This window comes from Candidatus Similichlamydia epinepheli (assembly GCF_003056015.1).
On record NZ_PPEU01000001.1, the window covers coordinates 1 to 16090 of the forward strand.

Sequence of the window (16090 nt, forward strand, 5' to 3'; positions counted from 1 at the left end):
CCACCTTGAACCTCGATTTCCCGCAAGGAAGCGGCCAGATGAGAGAGCAAGTGAAACAAGCTTTCATTTGCTTTCTTTAGGGTTTCCGAAGATATCTTGACTCCATTGTTTTCCAGAATCTTACAGAGGTCAGAAGCCTCTTCAAAGTATTGAGAACTAGATCCAGACAAATAGATGCGCAATCTCTCCGGGGCTCCTCTTTCTTGTAATCTGTATAGAGATTGAGAAATCCCCTCTTGATCGAAAGCTTGTTTCACTTGCTCTCTCATCTGGCCGCTTCCTTGCGGGAAATCGAGGTTCAAGGTGGTTCCACCAGCTAGATCAACGCCAATTAAGTTGGCTCGATTCTCCCACAGAAAGATCCATCCGGAAACAATTATTAGAAGTGAGGAAAGGAAAATAGGTTGCCTAAAACGAAAGAGTGGAATTGATCTATTCGAAAAAAGCCTCGACATAGTTGCAGGAAATGATTTTCCTTTTGAAAAAAGGATAGAAAAGAACGTGCGTGTAGAGAAAATCGCAGTGAAAATCGATACAAAAATTCCTATTGATAAAGTTATTGCGAATCCCTTGACTGGCCCACAGTCAAATTTGGCCAATATGAAACAAGCAAGCAATGTGGTTACACTTGAGTCAAGAACAGCTGCAAAAGCCCTTTTATAGCCAACATACGTAGCTTCAATTAATGGCAAGCCAGCCTCTAATTCCTCACGAATTCTTTCAAAAACAAGAACATTAGAATCGACCGACATTCCTAATGTAAGAACTATTCCAGCAAGACCAGCAAGAGAGAGAGTGGCTCCTGTTTGCCTAAGGAGAGCAAAAAGAAGGAACAGATTTAAGAGCAGAGCAACGGAAGCAACACTTCCCCAAAACCGATAATAACTGCACATTATTATCCCAACCAAAACAAGTGCAATTTGAAAACCAAATAAGCTTCTCTCTCTCTCTTGGACACCTAGCTCTGCACTAATTGTTTCTTCAGATAGGATCTTTGGCTTGAAACTAAGGGAGCCAGCCTTTAAGTCATCAGCTAGTCGGCTAGCCTCTCTTTGAGAAAAGTTTCCAGATATGGAGGCCCCTGAACTTAGTTCACTCTGCAATTCAGGAATGCTTATCACTTCGTTATCTAATAGGACAGCCATTCTCCATCCATATTCTCCACGGATCTGCTTTGGAGTGCCAGTTATCGAATCCTTACAATAAAATCCAGTCCACTCCTTGAATGACTCCTGTGGGTTCTCACCCTGGTCATTGTTGTTCTTGACTTCAAAATTAAGAAAGTGGCCCCTCATGCTTTCATAGGAGGCCCTGACGTTTGTTACGTCTGACCCCCTAAGCGCATAATTTCGGAACAGAAGGATGAGTGGATGGCGCCTAGGAAGGTCGTCTTCTTCAGGGTCAACTTGAAATGGAGCAACAATCGAAAACTCCTCATCCAAAGAAGATGTAGCCTCCATACCATTTGGTCCAACAAATTTCAGCCCAGAAGCAAGCAGGCGATCTGCAATTCCATCTTCCGCTTTCTTAGTTCCATGTAGGTGCTCATATGCAAGTTCATTGAGGTGCGATCTATCGATATTGCCAATTAAAACAGCCTCATCCCATACCTTCTGAAGAAACCTATTAACGTCTTCAGAAATTGGATCATTTTTTTGGAAAAAGGTTTCATTCACAATGTGAAAGGTCATGCTGGTTGCTTCAATCAATTCACTCGCAGAGAAACCTTGAGAACCAGGGAAATCAAAAACCAAGCTATCCTTTTCTAGGTAAACAGAAACTTCAGATAACCCCATCCTGTTTACTCTCTTAACCAATTCTTCCCTGCCCTGAAGAAGTGAAGTGGTGTCAGTCACAACACGGCCGCTTGTGTCCAGTAAGGCGATTCGAACAGACTTCCCCCCGGACAAATCTAATCCCCACCGGATGGCACGCTGAACATCTCCATTCCAATAACGCTTTAAGCTCAATTTAGCGTTTTCTATGATTGGAAATTGCCAAGGAGGAGGGACTAGAAGACTAGATTTCGGATTCAATTCTGATTGAGCAGAGCGATAGTCATCTTTCCATTTAAGAAGGTCCTCTTGAGCCTCTTTATCAATCTGGTTCCGTGCCAAAATGCGAGACTTTTTGTTGCTCATCTCTAAAAGAGAGAAGTCTGAAAACATACGAAACTTTTCTCTGGAAGATCGAATCCAATTTTTAACAGGATGCGAAAGAGCTAAAACAATCGCATCGGGAAATGCTTTGACAAGAGCTTGGTCACCAGATGCTAACGTATACCCTTGCTGATGGAGAAGCTGAAACAAGTGCTTAAGGTCAGATTCTATTTTAGTTTTTTTTGCTGGATCAGCGTTCTTTTTTCTTAAAATTTCCTTGTGACCTGAAAAGATAAAGTAGACAGAATGAGTTTCTTGGGAGAAATCTAGATCATGAAGTTGATCACATAGCGGTGAAAAAATGAGAAACGATAAACGACGGTCTTGAGGAGGACTTGCATTGTATTCGTCGGCGAACAGCAAAGGAAGTTCATTTGGAGAGAGTTCCGGAGTCTCTGGATGCCAGTGAGAAAGTATAAATTGAGCTAATTGTACTTTTTCTTCTTCGTGAATTTGCTTATTGTTGAGTTTCAAGAAGGAGGTCGTTTCAGGACGACGTTCGAATGAAGCTTTGAAAAAACCATCTTTTTGTGGGGAAAACCTCTCTCCACATAGCTCTCTTAATCGGTTGATTTCAGAAAAAACCCAATCCTTGATCAAATTTTTTCCGCTATTGTCTTCCTGAAAAACTTCTTTTAGTTTTTCTGACATTTTTATTTCAAAATGATGGGAATTCCAATCAATTAGAATCGACTCAAAAAATGGATGATGTAAAGTTAACCCCATTTGATCAGATTGATTTTGTTCGATTACTTCGCTTGAAAGTCGTGTCGACTGCAGTAGGAAAAGGAAACGATCTAAACTAGCAATCTTTTTGCTAATTTTTTCTTGATCGGGCCCTTCTTCTTTGGTCAGGCCTTCTCTGAGATTTTGAGAAATATGTCGAACAAGAGAGATCAGGTTTTTCTGAACAGCATGTTTCTTGTCTACAATCCAAGACCCAACTCTTTGAAGGAGCTCTGAGTCCCAATCTAATGAATCAAAAAGTTGGTGAAGTTTTGAGGCAGCTGAAATAATTGGCTCCCTATGATGGGGGTTCGTTCGACTTTGTTGGATCTCTTGGAGAATTTGATTGGAACGATTCTCCAACATAGTTTGTAATTTCTTTGCCCGATGAACAATAAGGTTTTTGTATTGTTCACTAAGGTCCCCGAACTTATCGAACTTAGTTATAAACTCAATAGAAGATGGATCCTTCAGATCGGGGATCGGCTCTCTGGAGACTATCAGCGATAATTTTTCGTTAGATGAAGCAAGGCTTTTTGATTCTTCACCATCCGTAGACATAGTGAATAGCCTGCCACCTGCCTTACGAATTAACCTTCCCGCTTGGTTTAAGCTTTCCCTGCATTTATCTAAATCTTCCTTCGTCTGAAAGGTGATCTTAACTAATCTTGGAAAACGATGGTCGAGTTGAACTCTCTCCGGAGTAATCCTAAGGTGATGACAATAATTCTTAATCCACTTGATGGAGAATGGCTTCAATCCTTCAACACGATCAAGAATCATTGAGATTTCTTGTTCAGCATCACGACTAACAACAGGACCATCAAGGTCCTTCCAATAACAGATGAAACTCGGTAGAAGACTATAAAACCCAAAGGCAGAGACAGCCAGGATAATTGCAAGGGCACTAGAGTTGCCTTTCTGCATTAAAGACTCCATTAAAACGGGAAAGATAAGACGATCTTACTTATGCCTTCTTTTCGAATCTAACTCTTCATGGACCGAAAAGAAAAATTTTAGGCAAAGTTAACGAAACAGTTTTACTTTTTCTTTTGTTGTAATTTGTTGAATTCACCATTCAAGATATCAACAGCGTATATCCAACCAAACCCAATAAAAAGAGAAATGATGCTCAGAGGGATGGTGATGGCGGAAAGGCTTCCAAAAAGTAGAAGTAAAATTTGCTGAATTAAAGACCCGCCGGATTTTCCGAACCTAGCAGCGACCACATCAATTGCGGCCTTGCCCTTTACTTTCGTCTCTTGATCGAGAGGAATATATGCCATTTCTTTTGTTGGATCAAAGAGTGAGTACTTAGTCGACTTGCTCATTATGTTTTGCAAGGCGCCTAAAATAACAGCTAGAAAAGTAGGAGTAGTTCCGAATTGCATGATTATGGGGGTAAGATTTTCTCTAAATATGACGAAGAAAAAGAAAGCTGACCCAGTTGAAACAAGAACAACTGGAGTGAAAAGTGCAGCAACTTTCCATCCAAATCGTCTTATGACATTTCCACCAACGAAAATCATCATGAGAATTGAAACAAACCCAACCGCCGTCGAAAAATGGCCCATGAATGCACTGTAATCAGAAGGGTCAGGATATTGCAATTTGATCTGGTTCTTCCAGGTGACCTCGTAAATATTGATCAGCACACCGTAAGAGATAACAAGTACTGAAAGGCATCCAATGTATTTAGAGCGAACAAGTGCTAAGAAACTCTCTGTAAAAGAAAGCTTTGGCTTCTTCTTGTCCTTTTTTTCTTTTTCTTCTGGGGCAAACCTTGGGTCTGTTAGCACAAACCGATCTATGAACCAGTAGAGACCAATGCTTGCAATTCCGGCTAAAACAACAGCACCCATTAACCATTTCAGCGCAAGACCCCACGCATCTACAGCAGAGTCAGCCGGAAGACCTTTTCTAAGTTTTGAAAAATGAACTATCGTTGGCCCAGAAAATAGAAGAGCTAGGTTTGCCCCCAACCCGAATACTGTATAAAAGCGTTTCGCTTCTGTCACACGTGTAGTGTCATTGGCGAATCCCCAAAAAAGAAGCGAAATTCCAACACTGCCCCACATTTCGGAAAACACGTAGAAAAGGGCATACGTCCAGTTGCGATAAATGGCAACGAACCCATTCAGCCCTTGAGGAAGTATGCTAGCGAGATAATCTGCGCTAGACGTCGGGTGAAAGAAATCACGATATGGATAGAGGACTGTTGCAAAGAGCGCAAAAAAGATAAGAAACGGAGAGATAGTCGCGTAAAAAAGAGATTGCTTGGAAAGAACGTTCGACATCTTGGAATACACAAACATGAACAAAACTGCACTTGGCAATACACACCAGAACTTCATGAACGGAATCGCCTCTGCTCCCGATCCCGGTGCTGTCACAATCAATGCGTCCTTGGTGTCTCTTAATATCGTGTAATTAAACGAAATGAAGAAGAACATAAAAAACATCGGGAGAAGTTTTTTTAATTCAAAACAGTGAATCGGCCAAAGATAACTTCTCCAACCTGAAAAACCGCTCTCGTTCCCAGACATAACAAACCTCTAAAGTTTCTAGAATCAGCAGCCGGACTTGAAATTACCACGCGCTCCCACAATACAAAACACACGTTGAAGTAGTAGAGCCATGGGAGCTGCTGCTCGAATTTCCCTCAGGGAGCACCTAGTGCCAACACGTTTTTCGCATCGGTAAGAACTTATATATCTAGTGTTGATTTAAGCTCAGCTTTTTTCTGTTTTCGAACCTAATTGCCAAATCCAATCTCATCTCGTAAAATTCCCAGATCTGTATGTGAAACTTTTTAGGAAGGGGATTCGTGCGTCAACCGTCTTTTTTTGGTTTTTTTTCTTTCATGGCGGTTGCCTCAATATTGGCTGGGTGGGTTTTTTTTAGGGGCATCCAAAATTCAAACAGAGTCGGTTCTACCCCTCTTGTCAAACCTCTGGTTGTTTCTACAATTGCTCCTTTAGAGGCTTTGGTGTGTGCATTGGCTGGTGATTGTGTTCAGTCTGTTTCCTTGATTCCAGGCAACCTGGACCCACATAGCTATCAATTGCGCAAAGGAGATGGAGATCTGTTTCTTTTGGCTGATTTGGTTGTTTATAACGGGCTTGGGCTAGAACATGGATCATCCCTGTTTAATTCATTGCATCAATCACCTACATCTTTTTCAATCGGGACCTGCCTACTTGAGCAGGACGAAAATTTTGTTATACACGCGAACGGGGTGACTGATCCTCATATTTGGCTGGATCTCAGCTTAATGGCGAAAGTTGTTTCGCCTTTAGCCGAGCGTTTATCAAAAATTTTTACTGAAGACGACAAGAAAAAGTTGATCTTTTTAAGAGCTAAAAAAATAGAAGAGCGATTTCTAAATGCGGATAAGATGGCGCGCGCCTTAATTGACGAAGTCCCAATTGAGAAACGTTACCTTATATCGGCACATTCAGCTTTTCGTTACTTCGTTCGTTCTTATTTTGGAACGTCACAAGAGAGGCAGAATGGATTATGGGAGAAAAGGTACGCATCTCCTGAAGGTCTTGCGCCAGAATCACAGGTGAGTTTTTCTACATTGAAGGAAGTATTTGAATTCATGTTGAATCACCAAATTAATGTTCTTTTCCAAGAAGTAAATGTCCCATCACGTGCGCTTTCTCGATTGGTTTCTATGGCCTCTCAACATGGATATAAAACTCGACTTGCAACTCGCCCTCTTTACAGCGATTCCTTCCCAGATTTTTCTAAAATGGCAGATCCACTTGATGGTTACCTAGAGATAGTTGTAGATAATGCTAGAATTTTTCGAGATGAGATTATGGAGGGCACGTAATGAGTCAAGATGTGCCTTTTTCCGTTTCGAATCTTTCCTATGCATATGACGAAGTTCCTGTCCTGCGTAAAATTTGCTTTTCGATACAGCCTGGTGGAAGCCTTGTTGGTATTATTGGGCCTAATGGAGCTGGGAAGAGTTCGTTTCTTAAGTGTGCTGTTGGTATCTTGACGCAGCAGGAAGGATCGTTTTCTTTTTGGGGTAAATCGTTCCGTGAGCAGAGAGCTCGCATTGCCTACATCCCTCAAAGGAGCTCTGTTGATTGGAGTTTTCCGATTACTGTTTCTGAAGTTGTTCAAATGGGATCACTTCCTAGATTAGGACTTTGGAGACGCTGGAACAATAAAGAAAAAGAAAATTTAGATCGATGTCTAGGATGGGTAGGAATGCAACAAATGGAAGGCGAGCAAATAGGCAGGCTTTCCGGGGGGCAGCAACAAAAAGCTTTTTTAGCAAGAGCTCTCATGCAGAACCCTGATTTGCTACTTTTAGATGAGCCATTTTCAGGAGTTGATGCAGCAGCCGCTAAAGAAATTATGAAGGTTCTTCGCCTACTGGTGGACTCTGGTAAGACAGTTCTTCTTGTACATCATGACTTGATGGTGGTTCCTAAGTATTTTGATTTTTTAGTTTTGTTGAATCGTCACTTGATTTCGTTTGGTACGGTAGAGGACGTATTCACTGCTGAGAAGTTATCTCAAGCATATGGTCAATCGAGTTATCTTTTTCGCGAGATTTTTCAACGTTCTGCTGATTCGGACGTTCTTTCTTTTTAAGGAACACATTTAATTCTGGGGAGACATAGATGGAAGTGCCATTTTGTTGGCTACGAGATTGGTTGGTTTGGGATCAAGATCCAAGGGATTTAATTCCGATTTTTGAATCGTGCGGATTGGAAGTGGAGGGCATTGAAAAGAAGAATTTCCCTCTTAGGGAATCGGTTGTAGGGCGAGTGGTTGGCTACGATGAAGAGTCTTCTGCGTTGCATCTTTCGTTGGGAGATAAAGGATTTGCCTTTGCTTATTTGCCTGTAGAAGATGCCCCACCTATTGGAAGTTGTGTTCCTTTCTTTTTTCTTTCTCAGATTGAGAAATCAAGCATTTCAATACCGTCTCAATGTAATGGAATTGTGGGAGGATGGTCTCCGACTATTTCTGAAAAAATTTTCCCGATTTTACCTCTTGAACTTTCAGAAGAAGGAAAATTGTTGAGTCACTGGTGTAGAGAGGAGTACGTTTTTTCTCTCGCTTTCACGCCTGATCTTAGTTTCTGTCAAAATATCCGGGGACTAGCATTTTATATTTCTTCTATTAAGGGGATTCCTTTCGCTCATACTGATTGGGCAAACTCTTTTTTTGATTTGCAAAATAAGGGAGACGTAGTGACTCAAGTTACCATTGAGGCCACTTCAGCTGTTAGAAATTATAGTTGGGCAGAGGTAGAACCGACTTCATCATCTTGGTTGCCTTGGGACCTATACCTTCGATTGCGCTTGGCTGGAGAATCAGAAGAAGCGGCTTTTCTTGATTTGTTACGTTATGTTCTTTTAGATGCTGGTCATCCTTTCCTATGTTGCGATCTAGATAAAGTCGTCGACACAAATTTTCGTTTAGTGTGGGGCGGAAAATCGTCAATGGAAATTGGAGGACGTTCTCTCTCTCTTGTTGCAGAAGATCTAACGTTGAAAAGCGGGGACGCTTCAATTTTTCTTTCTGGGGTGGCTACTGCAGACCAGTTTAGACCCTACAATAAGACTAAACGTTGCTTTTTGGAGATGGCTATTTTTGAGCCTGAACAAGTAGCAAAAACTTCTCGTTATCATAATTTACTTACGCCAGAGGCACGATGTCTAGAACATGTACGATCATCTTATTCGTTTTATCTATCTTGGAAGAGATTTGAGAGTCTCTGTGATACTTATCTACTTGCATCTATTGTAGGCAGGAAATCAATTCAGGTTGGAGATCAGCTTCCTTCGACACGTTCTATTCCTTTCCCAATTAACCTCCCACAACGAATTCTTGGGCTATCTTGGAGCGAAAAAGCAATTGAAAAAGCAATCAAGGAGCTAGGGCACAAAGTAATTTCTTCGTCTCATGACCAGCTTGTTTGTTCTGTGTCAACTGAACGAACAGATTTGCATGGACCAGAAGATTTATTAGATGATTTGGTTAAAAAGATTGGACTCGAATCTATTCCTAGGCCTGCGATGTTACGTACGCCTCTTATCCCATCGTCCCACGACCCTCTTTATCCATTCATGCGGACTATTAGAAATCGTCTATGTGGATGGGGATTTCAAGAAATTTTAGGTATGGATCTCACATCTTTTGAAAAAGTAGATCAGGTAAAAAATTTGCTGGGGGTAGAGAAACCAGTTCGCCTAGTTAACCCAAGCTCATCAGATCGAGAGTTTCTTCGTCCAAGTCTTTTAGTAAGTTTTCTTGAACATTTGGAGAGGAATTTATCTCATCATGATCGATCATTTAGATTATTTGAGATGGGTAGAGTTTACTGCTTAATCAACGGTTCTTTTCAGACTGAGGATCGCCTTGGAATATTTCTTGCAGGCAATTTCATACAAACACCTTTCTGGGAAATTGATGGAAACATAAAACCAGGTGATATCTTCGATCTTCTTGGATGGATAGAAGCACTTGGTTATACAAATCAGATGTCCATATCTTCCCGTCCTTCTATATCTTCCATTTTCCAAGAAGGACAACAGGCCGATTTGTTTATCGGAGAGGAAAAAATAGGTGTTGCAGGCAAGCTTTCCCATATATTTGGAAATGAACCAATACTATTCGCTGAGCTTAAACTTATCCCTTGCCAAACTAATCAACCAGATCCATTCGTACCTTTACCAAGCTATCCAGGTTCTTCAAGGGACGTAACTATTACGCTTCCATCGGAAATTGCATATTCAGATCTTCGTAAAATTCTTCCAGAAAATGAGATGCTAGAAAAAACTACTCTTTTAAGCGTTCATAAAATGGAAGATTCTAAGTGTTTGACTGTTCGTTTTTTTTATAGATCTAAGAAGAAGACTCTTTCTAATGAAGAAGTAGATGAGGCACATCGAAAGGTCGTCCAATTATTGGATAAAGAATTGACCATACTAAAGGGGGGCATGCTATCCTTGTAAGCTTACCACACCATCTTGATTCGTCAGATTGACCCTCAGAATTTGATCTGATAAGATGAGCTTATTCGGGGACAGCATTCGTTTGATTCCTTTTTCGACCTTTCCCCCGACTTCCTAAGGCTTTTTCTGACTTGTTTTCGCCTTATTCAGTTCTTATTTGTTCATTTCTGAACATGATTTTCTAGCCTTGCGTTCTTGATTGCCCCTATCTTCCCCTTTGCCATCGAATGAAACGCTTTCACCTAAGGAGAAATTCTATATGTATGAAGATATGAGACGAAAAGTGGCTCGTTTAGAGTCCATTAACGATTATTTAGAGTCGGAACTCGTCTCACTCGATCGTTTGTTGCGTTTTGTCGGATTTGAAGATGGTATTTCCTCTGTGCGTCTTGCTTCAATAGAAACGCTCTACTTTTTCCCTACTTCTCAAGGTGAAGAAGGTTTCTCTTTCCCACAAATGCCTCACGACTACGACCTATTAGACGAACTTGAATCATAAAGCTGAATCAGGCAACATAAGGCCCCTTTTTTTCGCTTTGTGCTTTTTGTTGGCGTGTAACCTAGTCTAGGTAGAAATGTGGATTTTCTTGGACATTCGACATATCGGTATGGCTTTTCTGTTGACTTGGAAACAGATGCTTTGCCCCCTGGGTTGGATGAAGGTGTTATTCGTGCAATTTCCGCTAGGCAACAAGAACCTGACTTTCTTCTCGACTTCCGGTTAGAGGCGTATCATATCTGGAGAGAAATGAAGGAGCCTGATTGGGCTTCGTTCGATAGTCCGTCAATTTCCTACAACGATATCGTTTACTTTTCTGCTCCGGTAAAAAGATCTTCGAACAATCGACTTGAAGATATCGATCCAGAAATATTGCGAACCTTTGATCGCTTGGGAATCCCACTTGAAGAGCAAAAGAGGTTGACGGGAGTAGCTGTCGACGCTGTTTTTGACTCCGTTTCAGTTATGACAACTTTTAGAGAGCAACTTAAGGATCTGGGGGTTCTTTTTTGCTCCCTTTCCGAGGCGACTCGTCTCTATCCAGATCTTGTGAAAGCTCATTTGGGTAGTGTTGTGCCGAAAGGGGACAATTTTTTCGCGGCGTTGAACAGTGCTGTTTTTTCAGATGGATCTTTTGTCTATGTCCCTTCTGGTGTAACGTGCCCGATTGATCTCGTTACCTATTTTCGAATTAACGACAAAGAGATTGGTCAGTTTGAGCGCACACTGATAGTGGTTGAGCCAGGGGGATCTGTAAGTTATTTGGAAGGATGTACGGCACCAGAAAGGAGTAATAATCAGCTTCATGCGGCCGTTGTTGAGTTGGTTGCCTATGATGATGCTTCGATCAAATATTCTACTGTCCAAAATTGGTATGCCGGAGATTCTATCACTGGAGAAGGTGGTATTTGGAACTTTGTTACTAAGAGGGGGCTTTGTTTAGGAGACAGGTCACGAATTTCTTGGAACCAAGTCGAAATGGGAGCTGCCATTACTTGGAAATATCCAAGTGTCATTCTGCAAGGAGACGACTCCGTTGGTGAGTTCTTGTCGGTTGCCCTTACAACTGGTCGAATGTGTGCAGATACGGGAACTAAAATGATTCATCTTGGTAAGAGGACATCATCTAATATCGTATCTAAGGGTATATCTGCTGACTTTTCTCATAATGCTTATAGAGGACTGGTATCTTTGAAGGGTGAGGACAGTCATAATTACACTCAATGCGATTCGATGTTAATTGGATTAAATTCTCGTGCATTCACTTTGCCTGATATCCGTGTGTATCACCCTTCTGCCAAAGCTGAACATGAGGCTTCTACTTCTGCTTTCGATGAAGAGAAACTCTTTTACTTTGCTACTCGTGGGATTACCAAAGAGGACGCTATTCAGCTTGTTGTCACAGGTTTCTGCAAGGACGTTATAGAACATTTGCCGTTAGAATTTTCCAGGGAGATGGCTATTCTTGGTATCAAATTAGAGGGGTCTGTGGGTTGATGTTGTCTATTCAAGGTTTGCGCGCACGGTTGTCTGGTTCGGTTGTCTTAGATTATGTTGATCTCTCTATTGCCCCTGGAGAGATACACATTATTATGGGGCCAAATGGTGCAGGAAAATCTAGTTTAGCTAAGACATTAGCTGGTCATCCTGGATGTGAGGTGATTGGTGGAAAGGTTGTTTGGGACGATGGAATCTCTCTCCTAGAGCTACAGCCTGAAGATCGAGCACATTTAGGTCTATTCGTGAGTTTTCAGAATCCTCCAGAGATTCCTGGAGTACTTATGAAGACCTTTCTGAAAAAAGCTTACTCATCGCTTCAAGAGAAGAGGGGTTTTGAGCCTTTAGACGATCTGCTTTTTTTAGAGCGAGCTAGAAAGGAGATGGAAAAACTTGGCCTTCCTCCCGCTTTTCTTGATCGTTGCTTGAATGATGGATTTTCAGGTGGGGAAAAGAAGAGATGTGAATTGGTTCAGATGTCCTTGCTCAGCCCACGTTTAGCTGTTTTAGATGAGATCGATTCGGGCATTGACCTAGATTCTTTGTCTGCCGTTGTTCGATGTTTATCTTCGTTGCGTGATAGTGGGATGTCTCTTCTCGTGATTACTCATTACCCTAAATTAGCACAGCTTCTGAATCCAACAGCAGTTCATATGTTTTGTGGTGGGAAAATAGTTTGTTCCGGAGAGGCAGATTTGGCTTTAGCAATTGAACGAGATGGATATCGTCTATCAATATGAGAGGAGCTTCTAGATTTTTATTTTCTAAAAGATTGGGAAAATCATTGGCTGATGCAGTCCAAGTTTCGGAAGATAGCCTTTGCGAGTCCATGTGTGATCTCTGTTCAAGATTCCCTCTTTTTTCGAGGGTTCCTTTTAGATCGTTAGATTTGTTTGCTTCCCCTTTCTTGCCTGAGATAAGTTTTTCTGTGCCTGCTTGCTCTAGTGAGAGTTCTTTAGTTTGGCGCTATGGAAATTCTTCTTTAAATATCCCCTCATCTTTGAAGGGAATAGATGTCTTCCCGCTTGAAGAAGCTAAGATTTGTTTTTGGTCGGTGATTGAAGGCTATCCCTTGCACCCTTTTTCCGCCTCATTAGGATCTGTTAGCTCACTGAAAGAAGGTCTTTTTGTTTACATCCCTCCAGGAACAGAAGTGGATATTGATTTTAAGGCTATTTATTCTGGAAAGGAATGGTTAGAGAGGGCTGCCTTTTATTTCGTCTTGGGGAAGGGTGCCTCTTTGCGGCTTTTCGAGCGTCCTTCAATCCAAGCTGGTTCCTATTGGGTCCATCATGACTTTTATCTTTTTGGACATGAGAATTCGTCTTTCGTTTTGGAGCGTGATTGGGAGGAAGTATCAGCATCTTCTGTTTTTCTTACTTCAATTCGCTTGGAAGAAGGAGCTTCTTGTACGGTCAGATCGAAAGGTTGTTCAAGTCCGTGGATTTGGAGCGATATATCGGCAGTTCTCAGAGGTGAGAGAGCTAAGTTGGACATTCGTTCTTCTCATTACTTGTCTAATGAGCAATCCCTTTCTATCACGACTTGGGTCCAGCACGAGGCTCCTAATACTCTTTCTAACCAACTGATGAGGAAAGTTTTAGACTCCAAAGCAAAATCTTTTTTTGGAGGGAAGATTGAGATTCAAAACGGCGCATCTCAAGCAGAGGCGTATCAATTGAATCGTGATCTTCTGTTGTCCAATGGAGTTAGCGCTGTTAGTTTGCCCTCTCTTTCTATTCATCAAGGTGACGTTAAAGCAACACATGGTTCAACTGCTTCTGGATTAGACAAAGAGCTTCTTTTCTTTCTTGCTACCAGAGGAATTTCATCCGAGTTGTCTCGGGAAATTGCCATTGAGGCTTTTCTCTCTGACTTCACTTAGCAAGTGGAGGGTGACATGGTTTTCGTTTCGCGAGAAGAATTTCCTGCCTTAGGTGAGATGACCTACCTGGACACTGCAGCTACTGCGCAGAAACCCAAACATGTCATAGAAGAAATGATGCAGATCTACTTAGGGCAGTACGCGAGTGTTCATCGCTCTTCCTATCCTCTTGCGTCCGCTGTCACGGATAGGTTTGAGTTGTCACGTCGTAGAATAGCTGAACTTTTCTCTGTCTCGCCTAAGGAGATCGTTTTTACTTCAGGGACAACCCAAGCACTTAACGGACTTGCACATTCCCTTTGTCCTCCTTTGAAGTCAGATAGAAAGGGTCGTTTTCGAATTCTTCTCTCTCCAATCGAACATCACGCTAATCTCTTACCTTGGCAAAGGGTCGCTGAGAGGGGTGGCTATGAGTTAATTTTCTTTCCACTTCTTCCCTCTGGTGAGGTTGACTTGGAGGTCTTTGCTACTCTTCTTGATGAGAGAGTTTGCCTGGTCTCATTGCATCATGTGTCTCATGTTACTGGGGGAGTGATGCCTTTGGAGCAGATGCTCCCTTTGGTTAGGGCTTGCGGTGCTATATCAGTGGTTGATGCAGCTCAATCAGTTGGACATCAATCTATTTATTTTTCGTCTTTGGGATGTGACTTCTGTTGTTTTTCTGGGCATAAAGTGTATGGGCCTACGGGAGTTGGTGTTTGTTGGGGGAGACTTGACCTTCTTAATAAACTAAATCCCTGGCTTCTTGGTGGCCATATGGTCGATGAGGTGAGTTTAGAGAAGGCAACTTACGAACAATCCCCTGCTAGATTCGAGGCAGGGACTCCACCCTTTGTGCAAGCTATTGGCATGGGATTAGCTCTTGATTGGATTTTTTCTTTAGGGATGGAAAAAATTCAAAACCATGAGGAGGTCTTGATTAAGCGTCTTATAGAAGGGCTATCTAAAGATCCTCGTGTCAAGTTAGTTGGGGAACCTAGAAGAAGAAGCTCTATTGTCTCTTTGAAGTTTCAAGATAGATCTGGAGTGGTTATACACCCATTTGATGTGGCTCACTTGCTCGGATTAGAAAATATTTTTGTTCGCTCAGGCAATCTTTGTGCCCAGACTGCTATGAAGTTTTTTGGAATCAATTGTTGTTTGAGAGTCTCTTTAGGGATCTACTCGACGGATGAAGAGATCGATCGATTCATAGAATCTCTTTCAATTATTTTGGACCGCTTGTCGTAGGAATTTCTGCGAAGAGGGATGTATAAGTTTCAAGACGGGTGATCCACTTGTTTCCTTTTCCTTGGATATCATCGAAAACAGTGTCGATACATAACATAAGGGTTAGAAGACCAATAAAAGCTTTTAAACACTGCCCCATGAATGAAATTTGTACTTGGGGTGCCAGTCGGTTAGTGATCCCCAAAAGCACATCTACCATCAGGAGAGACCCTAAAATCGGAGCAACCAACTCGATAGCCAGCTTGAAACATGCTGGTAGGAGCGTTATGATTTCATCGAGGATCTGGTTATCGATCGATTCGAATACCGAAAAAGGGATCCACTTGTCTGCTGGGAAAATAGAGAAAGATTCAATGAGTAGATCAATTGATCGAAAGGCTGCGCCTGAAATCCAATAGAGTGCCGCCAAAAGGTAAACAAAAATAATTCCAATAGGGCTGTCCTGGATACTCAATAAGGGGTCAGTCAACATCAAACTTGAAGTCCCTTTTTGATGGTCTACAAGAGATCCAGCCATCATCATCACGTAAAAAGGAATAGACGAAACTACCCCCAGCAAGAATCCAAAAAAGATCTCTTTAGCACAGAGATAGAACAGATTAGAGGAGTAATTTGCCGTTCGACCAGACATATGACTAATAGCGAAAGGGGTAAGAGAGACGGCAATTCCAACTTTCGCAATCACAGGGAGACTTCTGGAGCCTAAGAAAGGAGAGAGTTGAACAAAGGGGAAAATTCTACAGAGAGAAAGAAGGAAAAGAGGCGCCAAGAATTGAAAGAGCGGAGAAAGGAAAAGATCTTTAGCTAGAAGGGCTAAATCAACTCCACTAATCATGGAGCAATCTTGGGTAGGTTTTGGAAGATTTCCATTCCGAAGGAGAAAATTTGAGACCCTAGAAAACCACCAAGAACGAGCAAAGTCAAAATCGTTGCCAGCAGCTTGATAGTGAATGCCAGGTTTTGTTCTTGAATTTGGGTAGCTGCCTGAAAGATAGCCACAATAAGACCTAACGTTAAACTAACAGCAATAGGTGGCCCCGATAACATCAAAATGAGCATGAGAGCTCGATAACAAAGTGAAACAATCTTCGCCTGAAACATACTA

Annotated in this window: 12 protein-coding genes; 8 read left to right on the forward strand and 4 right to left on the reverse strand. The window is 41.8% G+C overall.

Features of this window, described 5'->3' with window-relative positions; genetic code table 11:
• On the reverse strand, nt 1-3812 hold a 3812-nt coding region (secD, locus tag GCCT14_RS00005), incomplete at its 3' end, for a protein translocase subunit SecD (RefSeq protein ID WP_192875461.1).
• A 113-nt stretch (nt 3813-3925) separates the two neighbouring features.
• Nucleotides 3926-5431 carry an Npt1/Npt2 family nucleotide transporter gene (locus GCCT14_RS00010; RefSeq protein ID WP_108623657.1) on the reverse strand — a complete coding sequence of 502 codons (1506 nt, stop codon included), beginning with the start codon at nt 5429-5431 and terminating at the stop codon, nt 3926-3928.
• Nucleotides 5432-5712: 281 nt separating this feature from the next.
• On the opposite strand from GCCT14_RS00010, the gene GCCT14_RS00015 reads away from it, so the two are divergent.
• The 8 genes from GCCT14_RS00015 to GCCT14_RS00050 all read left to right on the forward strand — a co-directional run bounded on the left by GCCT14_RS00015 (nt 5713) and on the right by GCCT14_RS00050 (nt 14985).
• Nucleotides 5713-6726: a metal ABC transporter substrate-binding protein gene (locus tag GCCT14_RS00015; protein WP_108623658.1), complete on the forward strand. Its 1014-nt coding sequence runs from the start codon at nt 5713-5715 to the stop codon at nt 6724-6726.
• The gene (locus tag GCCT14_RS00020) at nt 6726-7502 is read left to right on the forward strand and encodes a metal ABC transporter ATP-binding protein (RefSeq protein ID WP_108623659.1); all 777 of its coding nucleotides are present in this window, start codon (nt 6726-6728) and stop codon (nt 7500-7502) included. The genes GCCT14_RS00015 and GCCT14_RS00020 overlap by 1 nt, the downstream gene beginning before the upstream one ends.
• A 29-nt stretch (nt 7503-7531) precedes the next feature.
• On the forward strand, nt 7532-9874 hold the full coding sequence (locus GCCT14_RS00025) for a phenylalanine--tRNA ligase beta subunit-related protein (protein ID WP_108623660.1): 2343 nt from the start codon (nt 7532-7534) through the stop codon (nt 9872-9874).
• Between the two features lie 259 nt (nt 9875-10133).
• Nucleotides 10134-10373, forward strand: a complete 240-nt coding sequence (locus GCCT14_RS00030) for a hypothetical protein (protein ID WP_157952384.1) — start codon at nt 10134-10136, stop codon at nt 10371-10373.
• A gap of 78 nt (nt 10374-10451) precedes the next feature.
• Nucleotides 10452-11870, forward strand: coding sequence for a Fe-S cluster assembly protein SufB (gene sufB, locus GCCT14_RS00035; protein ID WP_108623662.1), 1419 nt, complete (start codon nt 10452-10454; stop codon nt 11868-11870).
• Nucleotides 11870-12610 (forward strand): Fe-S cluster assembly ATPase SufC, encoded by a 741-nt coding sequence (gene sufC, locus GCCT14_RS00040; protein ID WP_108623663.1) that lies wholly within the window; start codon nt 11870-11872, stop codon nt 12608-12610. The genes sufB and sufC overlap by 1 nt, the downstream gene beginning before the upstream one ends.
• A complete protein-coding gene (locus GCCT14_RS00045) occupies nt 12607-13755 on the forward strand; it encodes a SufD family Fe-S cluster assembly protein (protein ID WP_108623664.1) in 1149 nt (382 codons plus the stop codon). The genes sufC and GCCT14_RS00045 overlap by 4 nt, the downstream gene beginning before the upstream one ends.
• A 15-nt stretch (nt 13756-13770) precedes the next feature.
• Entirely contained in the window at nt 13771-14985 is a 1215-nt protein-coding gene (locus tag GCCT14_RS00050; RefSeq protein WP_108623665.1) for an aminotransferase class V-fold PLP-dependent enzyme, read from the forward strand.
• On the opposite strand, the gene GCCT14_RS00055 is transcribed toward GCCT14_RS00050, so the two are convergent.
• Together GCCT14_RS00055 and sctS are read right to left on the reverse strand one after the other, a co-directional pair.
• Entirely contained in the window at nt 14963-15820 is an 858-nt protein-coding gene (locus GCCT14_RS00055) for an EscT/YscT/HrcT family type III secretion system export apparatus protein (protein ID WP_108623666.1), read from the reverse strand. The genes GCCT14_RS00050 and GCCT14_RS00055 overlap by 23 nt on opposite strands.
• Nucleotides 15817-16086, reverse strand: coding sequence for a type III secretion system export apparatus subunit SctS (sctS, locus tag GCCT14_RS00060; RefSeq protein ID WP_108623667.1), 270 nt, complete (start codon nt 16084-16086; stop codon nt 15817-15819). The genes GCCT14_RS00055 and sctS overlap by 4 nt, the downstream gene beginning before the upstream one ends.
• Nucleotides 16087-16090: the final 4 nt, after the last annotated feature.